This window comes from Rhizobium sp. C4 (genome assembly GCF_021026315.1).
Taxonomy (GTDB): Bacteria; Pseudomonadota; Alphaproteobacteria; order Rhizobiales; family Rhizobiaceae; genus Ensifer_A.
Genome location: NZ_JAJNCX010000011.1, coordinates 128856 through 145624, shown reverse-complemented (window position 1 = coordinate 145624; position 16769 = coordinate 128856). Strand labels below are relative to the sequence as shown.

General features: G+C 56.6%; 19 protein-coding genes. 9 read left to right on the top strand and 10 right to left on the bottom strand.

Annotated features, from left to right (window positions below; all coding sequences use genetic code 11):
- Positions 1-11 precede the first annotated feature (11 nt).
- Positions 12-1217: an NAD(P)/FAD-dependent oxidoreductase gene (locus tag LQK84_RS18510; RefSeq protein ID WP_230830212.1), complete on the top strand. Its 1206-nt coding sequence runs from the start codon at positions 12-14 to the stop codon at positions 1215-1217.
- Positions 1218-1331: 114 nt separating this feature from the next.
- Here LQK84_RS18510 and LQK84_RS18505 read toward each other — a convergent pair whose 3' ends face one another.
- Together LQK84_RS18505 and LQK84_RS18500 are read right to left on the bottom strand one after the other, a co-directional pair.
- Positions 1332-1655: a 2Fe-2S iron-sulfur cluster-binding protein gene (locus LQK84_RS18505; RefSeq protein ID WP_230830211.1), complete on the bottom strand. Its 324-nt coding sequence runs from the start codon at positions 1653-1655 to the stop codon at positions 1332-1334.
- Positions 1656-1765: 110 nt separating this feature from the next.
- Positions 1766-3037 carry a cytochrome P450 gene (locus tag LQK84_RS18500; RefSeq protein WP_230830210.1) on the bottom strand — a complete coding sequence of 424 codons (1272 nt, stop codon included), beginning with the start codon at positions 3035-3037 and terminating at the stop codon, positions 1766-1768.
- A 401-nt stretch (positions 3038-3438) separates the two neighbouring features.
- Here LQK84_RS18500 and LQK84_RS18490 point away from each other — a divergent pair.
- Positions 3439-4208 (top strand): IS5 family transposase gene (locus LQK84_RS18490; protein WP_442966983.1). Its coding sequence is split into 2 segments (ribosomal slippage): positions 3439-3750 and positions 3753-4208, totalling 768 coding nucleotides; the frame shifts between segments, so codons are not numbered across the junction.
- A 196-nt stretch (positions 4209-4404) separates the two neighbouring features.
- Here the strand turns inward: LQK84_RS18490 and LQK84_RS18485 are convergent.
- Positions 4405-5088: a GntR family transcriptional regulator gene (locus LQK84_RS18485; RefSeq protein ID WP_269072176.1), complete on the bottom strand. Its 684-nt coding sequence runs from the start codon at positions 5086-5088 to the stop codon at positions 4405-4407.
- A gap of 256 nt (positions 5089-5344) precedes the next feature.
- Between LQK84_RS18485 and LQK84_RS18480 the strand changes: the two genes are divergently transcribed.
- A complete protein-coding gene (locus LQK84_RS18480) occupies positions 5345-6367 on the top strand; it encodes an MBL fold metallo-hydrolase (RefSeq protein WP_230830208.1) in 1023 nt (340 codons plus the stop codon).
- Between the two features lie 151 nt (positions 6368-6518).
- Here the strand turns inward: LQK84_RS18480 and LQK84_RS18475 are convergent, their stop codons facing one another.
- From LQK84_RS18475 to LQK84_RS18445, 7 genes are all read right to left on the bottom strand, one after another.
- Positions 6519-7346 carry an SDR family NAD(P)-dependent oxidoreductase gene (locus LQK84_RS18475; RefSeq protein ID WP_230830207.1) on the bottom strand — a complete coding sequence of 276 codons (828 nt, stop codon included), beginning with the start codon at positions 7344-7346 and terminating at the stop codon, positions 6519-6521.
- Positions 7347-8623: 1277 nt separating this feature from the next.
- Positions 8624-8995, bottom strand: coding sequence for a hypothetical protein (locus tag LQK84_RS18470; protein ID WP_230830206.1), 372 nt, complete (start codon positions 8993-8995; stop codon positions 8624-8626).
- A gap of 21 nt (positions 8996-9016) precedes the next feature.
- Positions 9017-9580 (bottom strand): thermonuclease family protein, encoded by a 564-nt coding sequence (locus tag LQK84_RS18465; protein ID WP_230830205.1) that lies wholly within the window; start codon positions 9578-9580, stop codon positions 9017-9019.
- Positions 9581-9583: 3 nt separating this feature from the next.
- Positions 9584-10252 carry an acyltransferase gene (locus LQK84_RS18460; protein ID WP_230830204.1) on the bottom strand — a complete coding sequence of 223 codons (669 nt, stop codon included), beginning with the start codon at positions 10250-10252 and terminating at the stop codon, positions 9584-9586.
- A complete protein-coding gene (locus LQK84_RS18455; protein WP_230830203.1) occupies positions 10249-10710 on the bottom strand; it encodes a hypothetical protein in 462 nt (153 codons plus the stop codon). The genes LQK84_RS18460 and LQK84_RS18455 overlap by 4 nt, the downstream gene beginning before the upstream one ends.
- On the bottom strand, positions 10707-11036 hold the full coding sequence (locus tag LQK84_RS18450; protein WP_230830202.1) for a hypothetical protein: 330 nt from the start codon (positions 11034-11036) through the stop codon (positions 10707-10709). Before LQK84_RS18450 ends, LQK84_RS18455 begins: the two co-directional genes overlap by 4 nt.
- A gap of 35 nt (positions 11037-11071) precedes the next feature.
- Positions 11072-11716 carry a hypothetical protein gene (locus LQK84_RS18445; protein WP_230830266.1) on the bottom strand — a complete coding sequence of 215 codons (645 nt, stop codon included), beginning with the start codon at positions 11714-11716 and terminating at the stop codon, positions 11072-11074.
- Between LQK84_RS18445 and LQK84_RS18440 the strand changes: the two genes are divergently transcribed.
- The 6 genes from LQK84_RS18440 to LQK84_RS18415 all read left to right on the top strand — a co-directional run bounded on the left by LQK84_RS18440 (position 11679) and on the right by LQK84_RS18415 (position 16766).
- On the top strand, positions 11679-12377 hold the full coding sequence (locus LQK84_RS18440) for a lytic transglycosylase domain-containing protein (RefSeq protein WP_230830201.1): 699 nt from the start codon (positions 11679-11681) through the stop codon (positions 12375-12377). The two genes, LQK84_RS18445 and LQK84_RS18440, sit on opposite strands and share 38 nt — an antisense overlap.
- Before the next feature lie 15 nt (positions 12378-12392).
- Positions 12393-12725 carry a TrbC/VirB2 family protein gene (locus tag LQK84_RS18435; protein ID WP_230830200.1) on the top strand — a complete coding sequence of 111 codons (333 nt, stop codon included), beginning with the start codon at positions 12393-12395 and terminating at the stop codon, positions 12723-12725.
- Entirely contained in the window at positions 12725-13018 is a 294-nt protein-coding gene (locus LQK84_RS18430) for a type IV secretion system protein VirB3 (protein ID WP_230830199.1), read from the top strand. Before LQK84_RS18435 ends, LQK84_RS18430 begins: the two co-directional genes overlap by 1 nt.
- A gap of 70 nt (positions 13019-13088) precedes the next feature.
- Positions 13089-15446, top strand: coding sequence for a VirB4 family type IV secretion/conjugal transfer ATPase (locus LQK84_RS18425; RefSeq protein WP_330166423.1), 2358 nt, complete (start codon positions 13089-13091; stop codon positions 15444-15446).
- Complete coding sequence (locus LQK84_RS18420; protein ID WP_230830198.1) at positions 15443-16054, top strand: hypothetical protein; 612 nt, start codon at positions 15443-15445, stop codon at positions 16052-16054. The genes LQK84_RS18425 and LQK84_RS18420 overlap by 4 nt, the downstream gene beginning before the upstream one ends.
- 25 nt (positions 16055-16079) lie before the next feature.
- A complete protein-coding gene (locus LQK84_RS18415; RefSeq protein WP_230830197.1) occupies positions 16080-16766 on the top strand; it encodes a type IV secretion system protein in 687 nt (228 codons plus the stop codon).
- Positions 16767-16769 lie beyond the last annotated feature (3 nt).

Genomic DNA, 16769 nt, shown 5'->3' with positions numbered 1-16769 from the left:
GGGAGGCGCTCATGAGCGGTGTCGTCATCATCGGTGCCGGCCACGGCGGAAGCCAACTCGCTATCAGCTTGCGCGATGAGGGTTATGATGGGGCCATCACCCTGATCGACGCGGAAGGCGAGCTTCCTTATCACAAACCGCCGCTATCGAAGACGTTTCTCAAGCAGAGCGACGCGAGACCAATGCCGCTTCGTCCCGCATCCGCCTATGACGATCGCAAGATCGAGAGAATTGCCGGGCGCGCATCGCATGTCGATATTGTCGGTCGGAAGGTCGCTTTGGAGAGTGGACAGCGTCTCTCCTATGAGCACATGGTTCTTGCGACCGGATCGCGCAACCGCAGTTTCACAGCCTGGCCGAAGGCCAGCAACGTATTTTCCCTGCGATCCCTGGCGGATGCTTATGCGCTGCGAGCGGCGATGATGGAGACCCGCCGCGTCGTGATCGTTGGCGGAGGATTCATTGGTCTCGAGCTTGCTGCGTCGCTTCGATCAACCGGGCGGGACGTTGTCGTGCTGGAAGCCGCCGATCGCGTGCTCAAGCGCGTAGCCGCTGCAGAAATCTCTGCGGCGGTTGAGGCTGTTCTTGAAGAAATGAATGTCGAGATCCTGAGCAACACTCAAATCATCAATGTGGATTGCAAAGAAGGGCGCGTCATCGGGATTGAGACCAATCGCGGCAGAGTTGCTTCCGATCTCGTCGTGGTCGGTATCGGTGCGGACGCGGAGGTGAGGCTCGCGCATTCCCCGTCTCTCGCCACTGACAATGGCATTTTGGTCGATCCCGCTCTACGGACAACATCGCCCGGCGTTTGGGCAATCGGCGACGTCGCAAATGTGACGTCTCGCGAAGACGGAACACGATTGAGGATTGAAAGCGTCCAGAACGCCACCGACCAGGCTCGTCACGTCGCCAGATGTATCGCTACTTCGCGAGTAGAACCCTATCAGTCAATCCCATGGTTCTGGTCTGACATAGGGCCTGCAAAATTGCAGATCGCCGGATTATCGTCCGGTTCAACAGAACGGATCGTGCGCGACGAACCGGGCCGCCTCGCGGTCTATCATCTGCGTGGTGCAGATCTGGTGGCAGTCGAGACCATCAACAATCCGGCCGAGCACGTGCTGGCGCGCAGGCTGCTGGCTGCTTCGGCAAAACCGACCGCAGAGCAAATCAGGCAGGGCCCGCAGGTCCTGCGCATGCTGATTGATATATGATGCGTGGAAAGAGGAGAGCGGCGGCACTGAAGGCCTCCGTCGGGCGCCAAAGTCCGACGGAGGCTGTTTCTGCTTTTCCTCTTGGTCGCGAAGCCGGTGTCTACCTTTTGCTGGCTAGTATTGGCTTTGCGGAACTGAAATGACCGCGCCGTCAAGATGTTCGTCCACCTTGATTTGGCAGCTGAGGCGGCTGGTCGGGCGACGAGGCGCATTCACGAAGTCGAGCAGATCGTTTTCAGCTGTGGGTGGGGTGCCCAGACGCTCGTAAGTTTCCCGATCAAGATAGACGTGGCACGTTCCGCACGACATGGAGCCACCGCATTCGGCAACGATGCCTTCGATCCCATGTTCTATGGCGCATTCCATGACGGACGCGCCATTAGAGGCGGCAATTTCGTGTCGATCTCCGGAGGAGGATATGAAGGTGAGTTTTGGCATGAAATGTCCCGTGTTTCCACAGATAGGCGCTGAAGGGTAATGGATAGGATGCATGTGCCCGGCAAGAATGATCAGCCGGGCGGTTTTATTCTCACCGGTTTACTCTCATCTTATCCGTTCAGCCGAACCGGTAGACGATCTGGCCCGCGGAACGACAATGTCGGGAGAAAGCTGATCGACTCCTCGTCCTCCAGCCGCATCTTCGGGAAAGCGGTGGTCAACTCCTCAAGCAGGATGCGCAATTCCATCCGCGCCAGCGGTGCGCCCAGGCAGTGATGAATGCCGTTTCCGAACGCGATGTGGGATCGGGCATTGCTGCGTCCAATGTCGAAAATCTCTCCATCGGTAAACTGCTTCTCATCACGGTTGGCCGAAGTTAGTGAAAGCAGGATCTGTGATCCCTGAGGAAGCTGGACTCCCGCAATCTCCACATCCACTTTGGCTCGACGGCGCCAGGCAATGGTCGATGTCGCGTATCGCAGGCCTTCCTCGACCGCGTTTGGGATCAGGGATTGATCTTCGACGATCGCTTGCCAGGTTATCGGTCGCTTGAGTAGTTCGAAAAGCAGATTTCCGGCGGCGTTCGTTGTCGTCTCATGCGCTGCAAGAAGCAGCCCGAACACGAGGCTCTTGACCTCGTTTTCTGTGAGAATGGAATCGTCGCCGGCGCGTGCGGCGAGCAATGCGCTTGGATAGTCGTCGCCAGGATGCTTCTTGCGCTGCTCGACCAATGCACTGGCAAAATGCCAGAAGTCAGCCAGATCGCGCGCTGCCTCCATTTGCTGTTCATGGGTGAGTGTACCAAAGATCAGCTTGATGCGCAGATCGGCCCACTGTTTCAGCTTGCGGGCGTCAAGTTGCTTTTCGCCGAGGACAAGAAAGGCCACCTTTGCGGGGTATTCGTAGGTGAAGGATTCCACAAGATCGACGACGTCTTTGCCGCTATTGCTGATTTCATTGATATATGAGCGGGCAAGAGCTCTGACATCGGCCTCATAGTTCTGAAACTTCTTCATGTTTAGAAATGTCATCGCCGCATTGCGACCGCGCGTATGCCTGGGGGGGTCGCAGGCAACCTGTACGCTCTCATTGGTGAAATGCTGATCCCGCAGGAATTGATGCATTTCTTCGGGCCAGGGTACGATCGGTGCCGTGGCGTTCGAGGCCGAGAAGCGTTCGTGATCCCGCAGGACCGCCAGCGCATCTTCCCGCCGGGTAACGACCCAGCAGTCGATGCTCGGGGCGTAGAAGATCGGCACCTCAGGTCGCACGGACGCATAGAAGTCTGTCATACCTTTGTGTTCGAAGGGCTGAAAACGCTCTCCGGCCTGATGCATGGGGCATCCGGCAGGGATTTCGCTGAGAGTGGTTCTCGAAGTCATGTCTACCTCCCGAAAGACTTGGCTCTGCCGCCTTCTGTTGACCGAGTTCTCCGATCTGAAAGAGCGGCATATTAGCCCGGTTGTCCACGGCTCATACCGAGGAACCGCGACGCTTGCGTCTCGTATATATTCTAGTATTTTTGTTCGGTCAACGTTTTAGAGCTGGTTCACATCCAGGCCTTTCGTCATGCGATCCGAGCTTGGGGAGAAATTTTGTGCGGACCAGCCACTGAGAGCTCAAGGATGCGAGCTCGTCTAAACTCCCATGGCGGGTCTGGATTTTGCGATGGGGTTATGTGTTTTGCGCGCGCAGACGCACGCACGTTAGGTCACATACCCATAAACTAGTTTTTGATTTGAAAGGATTGTGATTCACTGCCTCTGTTGATTTGGAGGCAGAGATGGCGCGCTTTGATTTGACGGATTTCGAATGGTCGGTGATCGAGCCGCTTCTTCCCACGAAGGTGCGAGGCAAGGCGCGGGTTGATGACCGGCGCGTATTGAACGGAATCTTCTGGCGGTTGCGGACCGGTGCGCCCTGGGCCGATATTCCAGCGCGATATGGGCCGTATACGACCTGCGTCAATCGCTTCAACCGGTGGCGCCACGCCGGTCACTGGGCTCGCATTCTCACCGCAATTTCAGAAGCTTACGAGGGCGACATTCAAATGATCGACAGTTCGTCGCTCCGCGTGCATCAACACGCCGCCAACGGTCAAAAAAAGAGGAACGATCCGGTTGCATGGGTCGTTCGCGCGGCGGACTGACAACCAAAATCCATGCCCTTGTCGATGCCAACGGGCGTCCAATCATGTTGAAGCTGACAGCAGGCCAAGCGCATGATGGACGCTCGGCGGCGACTATGTTCGACACCGTCAAACCCGGCAACATTCTTCTTGCTGATCGAGCCTATGATAGCGACGCTCTGCGTGACACCCTTAAATCCCGTGGAGCATGGGGATGCATTCGCCCCATGCCCAACAGGGTCAATATTCCCGTCTTCAGCCCGTGGCTTTACAAACAGCGCAATGCGGTAGAGAGGTTCTTCAACAAACTCAAACACTTCCGAGCCATCGCAACTCGTTATGACAAACGCGACGACAATTTCCTCGCATCCGTCCAGCTTGCTTCAATTCGGATTTGGCTTCGTTCTTATGAGTCCGTGACCTAGTCTCCCTGAATCCTCGGATGGCGTCGGTTCAATCAGGGCACGGAACATGATGCCTTTCAGCGTCTCATCCGACGGAAACGAGCCTCTAAGCCCGCCCGAAGGTGTTTTGCGAGCCAGCAAAATTCGCGTAATTTCCTGTCGCTTGCTTGCTTCGCCGACTAACGCTGTAGTCCCGGTCCGTTTCGTTTTGGCCTGATCATTTGACGGGCTGCTGCCCGCCCACCTTCGCGATTCGCTCGGCGACCGCCAGAACATGCTGCCTCATGACTGTGGTGGCACGCGTCGCGTCGCGGGACTCGATCGCAGCGATCAACTCCTGATGCTCCTTATGAGCGATCTTGAGACGCTCCATGAAAATAGGTGCCTTCGCCGTGGCAACCATGAAGTCGCCGAGGTCGCCCATGATTTCGGTGGAGTCCGCAAGCGGGGCGGATCCGATCATGCTGTGGATTTCAGAATGAAATCTCTGGTTCAGCCTGCGATACTCCCGCGCCAGTTCGCTTCCGCTCGGGGGCTTCTTCACCAGCTGGGCGATTTCTGACGAAATGGATTTAAGTTGCCTGATATGGGCGGGCTCGGCACGCTCGCAGGCAAGCGCGACGCAGACACATTCCGCCTCAGCGAACAGCCGATAGAAGTCGACCATCTCCTGAACACTGTACTGGCGAGGATAGCTGCCGACCTGCGGAATGATGCTGATGAAGCCTTCAAGCGCAAGTCGCCGCACAGAATCCATGACCGGCTGACGGCTGACGCCGAGATCACTCGCGATTGCGTCGATTGGAACCATGCTGTCCACGGGGAGCGTTCCGTCCAGAAGCATCTGCCTTACGTGCTGATATACTTGAACGCCCAGGCCCGTCTTTTCTCGTCGCAGCATTACCTATCCCGCAGCTCGCCTTCTAAAACACTAGTATAACTCTTATCGTGCCTAATTTGCAATTCAAGGCCGTTCTTCTTAGCGCATCCCTGACACGCTTTTCCACTTCAATCCCTGCCATGCGACCCGCGGTACCGCTTGTTCTCCCATCTTGGCACTTCAACGGGAGCGGCCGTGGACAATACAAACCCCTAGAGGCCTCTTGTCATATTCTAAAATGTTAGTATTTATAAATGACCAATTGGAGGAGGGTCACATGAGAGTATTCCATCTGATAATAACTTGGCTTGCGCTTGTTGCCATTCCGGTCGCGGTCAGCGCCCATGAAACCGTGCTGCCGGATCTCGCTCCGGTGTCGCCGGAAGTGAAGGCCCGTGCCTGGCCGGTTGATCCCGCGAAGGGATATGTGGTTCGGGAGCTGAAGCCGACCGTCTTTATGATCACAGATGGCCGCTATCAGTCGGTGTTCATGACGACAGAGCAAGGTGTCATTCTGTTTGATGCACCGCCATCCCTGACGAAATATCTTCAGGCAGCGGTATCGGAGGTCACGAAGCAGCCGATCGTGAGCCTAGTCTATTCCCATGGTCACGTTGACCATATCGGTGGTGCCGGCACAATTCTGCGCGGCAATCCGCAACTTGAAATCGTTGCGGAAGAGGGCGTCGCTCAATTCCTGCAGGAGCAGAAGGACCCCAACCGACCTGTTCCAACGAAGGTTTTCCAAGGCAAGATGACTCTGAATTCCGGCGCGGCCTCGGTCGAACTGAAGGTCGGACACTGGCATTCTGCCGCCGGCGACCTGTTCATTTACTTCCCCAATCAAAAAGTTCTGATGGCAATTGATACGATTACGCCGGGCCAGACGACATTCTCCGGCTTTAATCTGACCCAGAATATGGATGAGTATTCCAAGGTCTTCGATCAACTCCTGGCCTATGATTTCGACGTGCTGGTAACCGGCCATCGCAGCAATCCTGCGAACCGTGATGACGTGATCCAGATGCAGAAATTCGTCAAGGATGTCTACGAGACCGCCAAGCGGGCGAGCGCCGCGGACACGAAAGCAGTTGTGGGTCAGGCCATCGCAAAATACGGGAAGGACAACGGCTATGCGCTTGCGCGTGCGGTGACAGACAGCCAGGTCGCCCAGTGCGAGAGCGAGATCAACGCGCGATGGCTCGACAAGATTTCCAACATCGACGTGTATTCGGCTAGCAACTGCCAGACAGCTTTGACCTATTTCCAGTTTGACGTGGGGCCACGATCCAACGATTGAGGTTGCGAAGGCGGCACCGGAGGGCCAGCTTTGCCGTAAGCCGGCTCATCAACCAAGCGTCAAAACGATGACCCGATGAGTGCACCTCATCGAGTCATCATCTTTTGTTCTCATGCCGTTCATATCTGGCTGCGGATCGTGCACGCCGCGACTATTGATGCGCTGCGGCGTGGCTCATCAACTGGGAAATCTCCACCGACGTCGTCTGGTGTACGCTAATTCCGCCATCGACCTGGATGATCTGCCCGGTAACGAAGCTCGCTCTTTCCGAAGCGAGGAACGAGACGACTTCCCCGATCTCGGAAGGCTTGCCATAGCTGCCGATCACTGTGTGCCGCCTGTAGATCTCCTGCAGATCATCCGACAGTCCGCGTTTCAACGAGGACGTCATGATTGGGCCGGGAGCGATGGCATTGCAGCGGATTTTCTGCGGGCCGTATTGGGTGGCGATATAACGCGTGAGTGTTTCGACCGCGCCTTTTGAACTGGCATACGCGGTCGCGAAGAAACTACCTCCGACTGCAGTGCCGGAACTGATATTGATAATCGATCCGCCGCCTCCCTTGATCATTGCGGGGATGGCGTGCTTGCACATGAGCATTGTTCCGCGCGTGTTCACAGCAAAGGTGGTATCCCACCAGTCGACATCCATGTCGCCGACCATCAAGTCACGTTCGGCAGAGGTGCGGGCCGCGTTGTTGTCAAGGACATCGAGCCGACCGTACTTCTTCACCGTGAATTGGACCAGGGCTTTCACAGCGTCTTCATCCGACACGTCGGCGACATATGAAGCAGCGTCATAGCCCTTCTGACTCAACGTTCGAGTCGCCTCGGCGAGAACGTCTTCCGCCATGTCGGTGAGGACAACCCGGGCACCCTCTCTGGCCAAGACTTCGGCTGTTTCGTAGCCGATATTGCCGGAGATGCCTGCGCCGGTAACGATTGCCACCTTCCCATACAATTCGCCATTGCCACTCATGTTTTCACTCCTCCCACTGTTGCTGGGTTCAATAATCTGCGCGCCTGGTTGCGACGCCCTACCCGGATGAAACTCCATTCGAAAATGATGATTTTCTACTGACTCCTCCGGGCGTTGATCGAGCGGCGACGAATGATCGACGAGGCGGGTCTCTGTGTCTGGACAGGTATCATTTCGCCGTCACCGTTCGATGCGCTCTTTATTTACGAACGTTCGTTCATGAAAGCAAGAATAAAAGAACGTTCGTTCGCAAACTTATCCGGGTCCAGGCAGAACTGAGCCGCTTGCGGGTAAGACTACGAAAATCCCGGTGCGCAAGCTTTTGATGGGGCACCCGGTGGCTACCTCCGTCGCGTTGGTGCAGCAATCAGCGAATGTGCGGAGTTTGGTCTTTGTTGGGTTGGCTTATTTGATTGCTCCCGTCGAGGCTTGGCAACGAACGGATTTCGGGCGTCCGCAGCCCTCACGCGGGTTTTTGCAATAACTTCGGTGAGTGCGCTGGGCCCAATCCCGATCTTGCACCAGGACGTGGTGTATCTTCTACGGCTACCGCTCATCCCAGAGGGGCGGATGAAGGCGCGTCTCATTTTCGACCGCCGATGCCGCAGTTCCATAAATTACATTATCAAATTTCTTCTAAATTATTGATTTAATTTGACTACTTTGACTCTTCTAGATCGAATTTTTAGAATTCCATCTGCGGAGGCCGTTCGAAAAGACTGCGCTGAACACCGCAGCGCCAGGAAAATGCAAGCCTGTCTCCGGCCGAATCTGATGTGATAACAGCCACTGGAATTACCCCGATTTGATCAAGATTTGAGCCGAAGCAGCGAATTCGATTTTGGCGGTCCTCATCCCAGAATTGCAGACGTAGAAATATTTCACCGCGTATTTGACATATCACAATTAGTGACTTATTGCATCGCAACAACTCTCAAAGGTTGCGAGCCCGCCCGGGCAGAACATTTTCAATTTCTGGGTTCAGTCTCCACCACCAAGGCCGATTGGTCTCCAACGGAGACGGAAACTTATTCTTGAATAACAGGCGAGTAGCTGCGTCGATGAAGGCGGCAAATAGAGACTTGACGGAACAAGCCGTGTTGTCCGCACTGGAAGCTCTGGTCTTAGCCAGATCATCTCCCCAACTGGAACGCTACTATAGCTTGCTCCTCTTCCAAAGAGCCAACGGGCAGCCGATCGATCTAAGCGCGTTCGGTGAATTGAATAATCTTCTCGACGACGCGTCTGCGCAGGAGTTCTTGAGGTTGATCCAGCTTCTATAACGCAGCGGGTATATCCAAACTGTTGCCAGTGATTTTGAAGTACTGCGCAGCGAGGGCTTCGATAGCGTCCTCACGTATGTAGAGCACCTTTCCCGGCTTCCCCTTCGTGAGCGCTGGCGTCTGGACGCGCTCGATCACGCCTTTAGCCTCCAGCGAGATAGCCAAGCTGTCCATTTGGGACGGTGGAGCGCTGAATAATCTGGACATCGAGCGGGCTGTCGGCTTTGCACCCTGCCGGTGCTCCAGATCGATGAGGTTCAGGAAGGCAATTTGTCTCAGGCGCGTAGAGGCCGTTTCGTCCGGAAAGAGCGAAACGGCGATCAGGCGCAGCAACTTATCGAGATCCCGAAACTGCGTTTGCGTCATGTCCTTCGAAGGTTTCTGCTCTTATTGGGCGAGCAGATCCTTCGACGGAAGAGGCACCTCATCGAATGCCCAAAGACCCATCTTGGCCTGCCGCGCAATCATTTCCTGAATGCGATACGGCATGTAGACAGGTTTCCCGCCATTTGCCAAGGCGGCAAAGGCGAAGCCTTGCGTGATCAACAGCGAGCCGAGATCGAGTTCTCGATCTCCCAGACGTAACGTGCAGACGACGATGACGGTGGATTTTGTGTCCTCTGACCGGTCGAGAACGGATGCAACCGGGCGGCAAACGGGATTGGTGTCGTGAACAATTGCAGCCAGGACCGCGGCCGAAACCACTCCACAATCCTGCTTGCGGCCAAGATGATCGCTGTAGACCTTCCCCCGCAGACAGGACTGTATCCCATAAAGTCGCATCGTCTTTTGCCCGTCGCGCCAGCTGTCGCCGGTCAGGAATTGAACGTGTTCGCGCGGAATACGGAATGCTTCGTCTGCCAGAACCTGCTCCGAAGGGATCAGCAAAACAGATCCAGCCAACGCAGCCATCACCGCCATCTTGCGTAAAGACTTGCAACTGCCTGTCATGGTCTACTCTGGACGCGCTGCAGCGCTGACCGGCGAACAATCGATCCCGTCATTACTGTTGGTGATGCAGCCGACATTGTACCCCGCGCCAGAGACAAGGTATTTGCAGACACTCGTGCCTGCGCCATCGGTGGTGCCAGGTGCGTTGCAATCAAGACCCGACTTCATGAGCTGATAGAGTTTGGACCGTGTTCCTTGGCACCCGAATTGACAGGCCTTGAGTACTGAGGATTGTGTGATCGTTGCGCAGGTCCCGAGATAACAAACCTGCTGCCCGACCAGACCGGACATCCCGAGCCGTTGCGCCGAAGCCCATTCATTCTTCTGCAATTTGACCCAAGCGTTGATCTGGGCGGAGGGGCTTGCCAGGAACTCGGAAGGGCTGCCGCTCCAGTATGCTTGCAAAGTTCCGCTATCGCAGAACTGGAAAGCACCATAGCAGGTCGTCCCATTGACCACAGGCGAAGTCGACCCGAAATTCCCCTCGCTGCTCGAGACATTGGAAGCATATTCAGCACATTCTGCCGCCATGCCCGCATTGATCATCGCAACGGCCGATTCCCCAGCGAAGGCCGTCATTGCGACGAACGCCAGGGACAGGCCAAGGTTGGCGGCCAAGTCTTTTCGTCGCGGGGCGATGAAATGTCGGGTTTTGAATTTCAGGGAGGTCATTTAAGGGGAGCCAGATTGTAGGAGCCTTTGAAGGGGTGACCGTTCTCGTCGATTTCCTCGGTCGTCAGCTTCTTGTAGTTGAGGGAGAGCTCTGCTTTGCCGCCTTGGGATACTTGTGGGTTAGCGTAGACCGTCAGCGAATTGCCGGGCCTGATTTTCGCGAGCACCGTGTCGCACATGCCCTGCATATTGCAGAGACCCGCCAGTTGGCTGAGTATCCATTCTCCAGAGGGTGTCGTGATCCTGGCGGTATAGATCTTGGGCACTATGCCGGCTTCCCGGACGCCATTGAGATCGGCATCCGACCAAATGCCGTCCGGATCATAGCGAGCGTCGGCGGTGGTCAGCTTCAAACTAAAGACATATCCCTGCGTAGCGACGTCTCCCCCAAATGCGGCAAAGGCGAGCGAACAACCGACCGCCAGTGCGGCCCAATAGGTCAGAATGGATTTCTTCATCGACGAAACACCACGTGATAGATTCTGGACAGAAAGTGGAACACGGCGCGGCCAACGAGAAAGATGCCGGCAAGGACCACGAAAAGAATGGCCAGCACCGCGGCAATCTCGACCAAGCAAGTTAGACCGAAGAGAACGCTGATCAGGACCGTATATGGGACGTTGGCATAAGGCGCCCTCATGACCGACTGAAACTCAATGCTCGCCCAGGTCTGGAAAAGAAGGAAGCCACACAGCAGGATGAGGCCGCCCCATAAGCGCGGATCCGTAGGCTTTGGCGGCTTCATCTTGATCGTGTCGTAAACGATCACACGGTGCTCAGGCATCCCTCTTGTCCCTTTTATCTGCGTTCGCTCCACGCTCAGTCATGAAGATCGAACCAGAAGCGTCGCATCTCTCCCGACAGCTGCCGGATGTCGAAAAAGTAAGGCTTTGCGCGCTGCGGCCTGTCCACGATCTCAACCTGGCTGCAATCGACAATGCCGCCACGTGGGCTATGGCATATGAGCCCGGTATCGACCCTTCGAAAGCACCGATCATAATCTGACGGTTGTCGCCCATCCGAACCGTCGCTGGAACGTGTCGGTGTAAAGCCCGAGGGGCAATCATCATAGGGCTCGTGACCGGGCGCCCCAGTGCCCGCTCCAACGCAGATCGGCCAGGAGAAGAAGGGCGTCGCCATAGCGGCGATCAGCTTGCGCATCGGCGGGAAACAATAGGGCACGCCGTGCCAGCTCGGATTTTCGGATGCCGCACAAAGAAGCACCTCACACCCCCAATCGGAGCCTGCGGCTTCAGCCTGGCCTTTTCCCAGCGACAGCGCCGCGATGGAGATCGCCACGACGACAGTGGAAACATTCCTGTGGGTTGTACTTATCATTGTTGACAGTCCATTCGCGAAACCGATAGACGGCCTTATATGCACATATATAAGTGCATTCAAGTGCCGATGAGAGTTCAACGCGACCGTGCCCAGATCATTTTCCAAAAGCGCTTTTGCAGTCACAGCATGCGGTCTCTGGACCTTGGCGGCCCCAGCTCTACCGCAGGAAAGGGCTTCTACACCAAGCCTTTGCAAGGACGGCGCCCTCCCCCGAGAACAAATCCGGGCACTGATTGCTCAGGAAGCTGAGCGGCAAGGCGCTGACGTCAGGCTCGCTCTGGCTATTGCGGAACAGGAATCCGCCGACGGCGCCAAGACGAATTCGCCTGCGGGCGCGAGGGGCGTCATGCAATTGATGCCCGCAACTGCTGATCGATATGACGTCAAAGATGTCTGCGACGCGGAAGACAATATTCGCGGTGGTGTCGCCTATATCAAAGACCTCACGCAACGCTTCCACGGCCAGGTCATGCTGGTTGCCGCAGCGTATAACGCGGGCGAAACTCGTGTGATCAGCGCTGGTGGCATCCCAGCGATCGCAGAAACGGTCAACTACACCGCTCTCGTCACCAATACCTATTTCGGATTCGGGTCCGTCGTCGATGCTGGCCGAAACCGTGGCGGGCGGGCAGAAGTCAAAATCGCCCCTGCCGCCGTCCAGATCGTGACCGCCGTGACGTCTGCAGACGCACCTATTCCAATGAACGCACCAGCTGAACCGACGACCGCAAAGAACGGGTCCAATACCTGGCTTGGCGGCTCGGTTCTCTATGTCCAGCAGTAAGGAGAGATATCCAAGATGATGACCACCACAAACCTAAAGATCAAAAGTGCGATGTCGCTATCCGGAAAAGGCCTGCTGATTGCCGCAACTGTTGCATGCCAATGTGGCCTCGCCCATGCAGCCGGGGATGTGTTTCAGCCGATCAACAATGTCTTCACGACGCTTCTGCAATTCATGACGGGCACGTTTGCAACGACCGCCGCGACGATTGCTTGTGCTGCCGTCGGTTACATGGCGCTTACCAGCCGGATCCCATGGGCCTGGTGCTTCTCGATCATCGTTGGCATCGCCTTCATTTTTGGCGGCGCGCAACTCGTGCAATCCATGTCGGCAGGATTAAGCGGCTGATGGCTGATATCTCGCAGCCCGTGGTCGCTCCGCTCGTCATTGGCCTGACACGCCCCCGCATGATGTGGGGGGTGCCGATCGGCCTCTTCGTCGGCGAGCTGATGCTTGTCGTGATGATCTTCCTCAACACGAAAAACCTCGGGGCCTTCCTGCTCTTTCTGCCCTTCCATGCGATCGCCTTCACGATGACGATCCGCGACCCGCACATGGCATCAATCTTCAGGGTGCGGATCGCCAAATGCCCCCTCACCCGGAACCGCCACTTCTGGGGCGGCAACTCCTACCAACCGTAAGGAATTGATGATGCAGCGCGCCGTGCGACAAGACATGCGTTTTGCTAGCCAGATGGGCCGGGAAAAGGCTGTGTCACATCATGTGCCTTACACGCGTCATGTCGATGAAGAGACACTACGCACCAAGGATGGGATGTTTCTGTCGATCATCAAGATCGACGGTTTCTGCCACCAAACCGCCGATCAAGACGATATCGATATGGAGGCGGCGAGCCGCAACACCCTACTGCGTGCTTTGGCCGATAGCCGCTTCGCCGTCTATTCTCATATCGTGCGCCGTCGCATCCCACCAAAGATCGAAGGAAACTTCGACGTCGAGTTCTGCCGGCAATTGAATGAGCGCTACATGCAAAGCCTCGGCGACGCGCGAATGTACAGCAACGCGCTCTGCCTGACCGTGATCCGTCGTGGCTATCAGGGCAAGGTTGGTCTGGCGGATACGCTGTTTTCGAAGTTCCGCAAGGTGAGCGGTATCTCGGAAAAAGCCTTGGAGCTTGAAGCACGCCAGGAGCTTCGCGATCATGTCGCCAATATCGTCAAAGGCTTTGATCGCTATGGTGCCCGTGTCCTCAAGACGGTCTCACGCGAAGGGTCGGTGTTTTCAGAGCCCATCGAGTTTCTGGCACAGCTCGTCAATGGGGGCGTGGCGGCAAACATGCTTCTCCCTCGCATGCCACTCGACACCTATATCCCGCAACGCCGGATCACCTTTGGGCGACGCATGCTGGAACTGCGAGGCACGAATGACGCCGAATGCCGTTTCGGCACCATGCTGTCGATCCGCGAATATACGCCCTATACGGCGGCTGGCATGCTCGATGGTCTTTTAAAGGTCCCCGGCGAATTCATCCTCAGCCAAAGCTTTGCCCTCCAGGACCGCGCGCCGATACTATCCGAAATGGATCGTGTTGAGCGGCAGATCAGCGTGTCCGACGAACGCGGCACGAGCCTGGAAGCCGCCATCAACACGGCCAAGGATGAATTGGTCAATGGTCGCGCCGTGATGGGCTATCATCATCTGACCGTCATGGCGCTCGGCAACTCCATCAAGGAGACGGAGGCCTGCACGCAAGCCGTCACCAAGGAGCTTCAGGACAGCGGGCTTGTGGTGGTGCGCGAAGACCTGAATGCGGAACCTGCCTTCTGGGCTCAGCTTCCTGGCAACTTCCCCTATATCGCGCGCCGCGCGTTGATTTCATCACGCAATTTCTGCGGCATGGCGTCGTTTCACAACTTCGCACTCGGAAAACCGAACGGAAATCGATGGGGACCGGCGATTTCGCTGCTGCAGACGACATCGCTCACGCCGTATTATTTCAATTTCCATAAGGGCGAAGTCGGCAACTTCATCGTCACCGGACCGACCGGATCAGGCAAGACCGCAGGGCTCCTTTTCCTTTTCGCGCAAGCCATGCGGGTTCGACCGCAGCCGCGTTTCGCGATCTTCGACAAGGATCGTGGTGCCGAAATCTTCGTCCGCGCCTGCGGCGGGCAATATGAAGTATTGCGACCTGGTGTCCCAACCGGCTTCAATCCGCTCCAGCTCGAGGATACACCGGAGGCGCGGGCATTCCTGTTCGAGCTTCTCGCCTTTCTCGTTCGGCCACGCACCGTGGGCGACAAGCTCGGTGCAGAGCAAGAGAAAATCCTCGCTTCCGCGGTCGAGCGCATCTTCAGCGTACCGATCCGTGAGCGACGGTTTCGCGATGTGATCCAATTGCTGCGCGGCGCAGAAGTCGCCGGCCACGATGACCTTGCCAGCCGCTTCGAGGTCTGGTGCGATGCCCATGGCTGGCTCTTCGACAACGACGAAGACCTTTGGGATGGCGAGAAGGGCATCTTTGGCTTTGATCTGACATCGATCCTCGACGACCCCGATATCCGCACGGCCGCACTTGCCTATATCTTCTTTCGCATTGGAGGAATGCTCGACGGGTTTCGCCCGATGATGATGTTCATCGACGAAGGCTGGAAGGTTCTTGGCGACGAGAAGGCCGGCGCATTCCTCAATGACCAGCTGAAGACGATCCGCAAGAAGAACGGCATTATTGGTCTCGGCACGCAGTCGCCCCGCGATGTGGTGACGGCGAAGATTGCCCATACGCTGCTGGAACAGAGCCCCACCAACATCTTCTTCCCAAACCCGAAGGCTGATCGCGAAAGCTATGTCGAGCGCTTCGGGCTTTCCGAAACCGAGTTCGAATGGATCAAGTCGACCTCCTCAACGAGCCGGCAGTTCCTCGTCAAGCACGACCATGACAGCGTGATCGCCAAGCTCGATCTGTCTTCCATGCCGGACCTTATCAAGGTTCTGTCGGGTCGCGCGGAAACCGTGGCCGAATGCGAGCGCGTTCGCGCCATCTATGGCGAAGAGCCCGCCAAGTGGCTCCCCTTCTTCTGTGGCTGGAAAGTGGAGGCAGACCTATGATCACCAAAGTGACGACGTCTCTGGCTCTCCTTCTCGTAACTGTCATAGCAGTCGCTCCCGCCGTTGCTCAGGTTCCTGTCAACGATGCTGCGCGCACCGATACGGAAACCCGGACGCGCGTTTGCATGACCCGTGCGCGGACCTTCAAGCAGGCGAGCGTGTCTCCGTCGCGCGGCGTGACGCTATCTGTGACCAGCAGTCATGACACGGCTGGAATATCGGTTGTCGCAGGTCAGAGCGTTTTCGGAGCGACATTCAGCGGCACTACGATTGCGGGAAGCGAGTTTCAAATCATCGCCGCCGTCGTCGGCAGTATCGCGGCCGTCAAAACTGAGAACGCGGGTCAGGTGCTCAATTCTCTTGCGGCCGTCGCCTCCGCAATCGCTGCAAACCAGTCAGCGCTAAGGGCACAATCAACAACCATCGGCGCTTCATCCACCCAGCAGGGGGCATTCGACCAGAACACGGTCGCGCGTCTGTCGGCAGCACAGGTTTGGAACCAGGCGATCGAGGCCGTGAACACCAGAAACGCCATTCGCAATCAGAAGCTGCTCGATCAGGCCGCTGGCGAAAGTGCGCTTTCCGATTTTATGCGCGGCCAGAACTGAACTGAAAGGCGAAATAATGCATGCTATGAACATCCTCTCTCGCCTAACGGCCGCCTTCCTGTTTGCATCGTCTACAACTCAAGCTCAGGTGCCGGTGATTGACGAAGCAACACTGTCACAGGCGAAAGAGACCGCGAGCAACACGGCTCAGATCATGAGCTCGAACAGCGATATCCTGCAAACCGTCAACAAGACGCTGGCCGCCGTTACAGGCAATCGTTCGACCGCCGAGATTGCCAGCACCGCACTCGGTTCCGGGTTTTCGCTCGGCAATGCGCCCGACTTTTCGACCCTGCTCAACGGCCAGATGGTCTGGGGCAATCTAGGACAGTTCGGCAACAACGCCGCTGCAATCCTGAACGGTCTCAATCTCGTGAGAACCATCTCTGGTGCCACCTCAAGCTCGGACTTTACGCGCGCGGACAAATCCTATCAGCAGCTGGTCAACACAGCGACGGCTTTGACCGCAACGGTCTCTGGAACGCAGGCCGCTGTGCAACAGCGCAGTTCAGCATTCCAAGGTGTCCAGATGCAGATCGGGACAGCGCCTGACATCAAGGGATCGATCGATCAGAATTCGCAAGTCCAGACGCAAACCGCCCAGACCGTGAACGAGCTGGTCGGTGCGGTAAATGCCGGTAACGCCGCGATGAATACAGAACAGATGCGTCAGCTCGCCGCTGAGGCCGCGCTTGCCGAATTCATGAAGTAAGGG

Bases quoted from the DNA above. Each gene is read 5' to 3' on its own strand.
- LQK84_RS18420 (WP_230830198.1), top strand. From the start codon at position 15,443: ATGATCACCAAAGTGACGACGTCTCTGGCTCTCCTTCTCGTAACTGTC.
- LQK84_RS18430 (WP_230830199.1), top strand. From the start codon at position 12,725: ATGGCTGATATCTCGCAGCCCGTGGTCGCTCCGCTCGTCATTGGCCTG.
- LQK84_RS18465 (WP_230830205.1), bottom strand. From the start codon at position 9,580: ATGACAGGCAGTTGCAAGTCTTTACGCAAGATGGCGGTGATGGCTGCG.
- LQK84_RS18435 (WP_230830200.1), top strand. From the start codon at position 12,393: ATGATGACCACCACAAACCTAAAGATCAAAAGTGCGATGTCGCTATCC.
- LQK84_RS18450 (WP_230830202.1), bottom strand. From the start codon at position 11,036: ATGCCTGAGCACCGTGTGATCGTTTACGACACGATCAAGATGAAGCCG.
- LQK84_RS18475 (WP_230830207.1), bottom strand. From the start codon at position 7,346: ATGAGTGGCAATGGCGAATTGTATGGGAAGGTGGCAATCGTTACCGGC.
- LQK84_RS18460 (WP_230830204.1), bottom strand. From the start codon at position 10,252: ATGACCTCCCTGAAATTCAAAACCCGACATTTCATCGCCCCGCGACGA.
- LQK84_RS18505 (WP_230830211.1), bottom strand. From the start codon at position 1,655: ATGCCAAAACTCACCTTCATATCCTCCTCCGGAGATCGACACGAAATT.
- LQK84_RS18485 (WP_269072176.1), bottom strand. From the start codon at position 5,088: ATGCTGCGACGAGAAAAGACGGGCCTGGGCGTTCAAGTATATCAGCAC.
- LQK84_RS18470 (WP_230830206.1), bottom strand. From the start codon at position 8,995: ATGACGCAAACGCAGTTTCGGGATCTCGATAAGTTGCTGCGCCTGATC.
- LQK84_RS18480 (WP_230830208.1), top strand. From the start codon at position 5,345: ATGAGAGTATTCCATCTGATAATAACTTGGCTTGCGCTTGTTGCCATT.
- LQK84_RS18415 (WP_230830197.1), top strand. From the start codon at position 16,080: ATGAACATCCTCTCTCGCCTAACGGCCGCCTTCCTGTTTGCATCGTCT.
- LQK84_RS18500 (WP_230830210.1), bottom strand. From the start codon at position 3,037: ATGACTTCGAGAACCACTCTCAGCGAAATCCCTGCCGGATGCCCCATG.
- LQK84_RS18510 (WP_230830212.1), top strand. From the start codon at position 12: ATGAGCGGTGTCGTCATCATCGGTGCCGGCCACGGCGGAAGCCAACTC.
- LQK84_RS18455 (WP_230830203.1), bottom strand. From the start codon at position 10,710: ATGAAGAAATCCATTCTGACCTATTGGGCCGCACTGGCGGTCGGTTGT.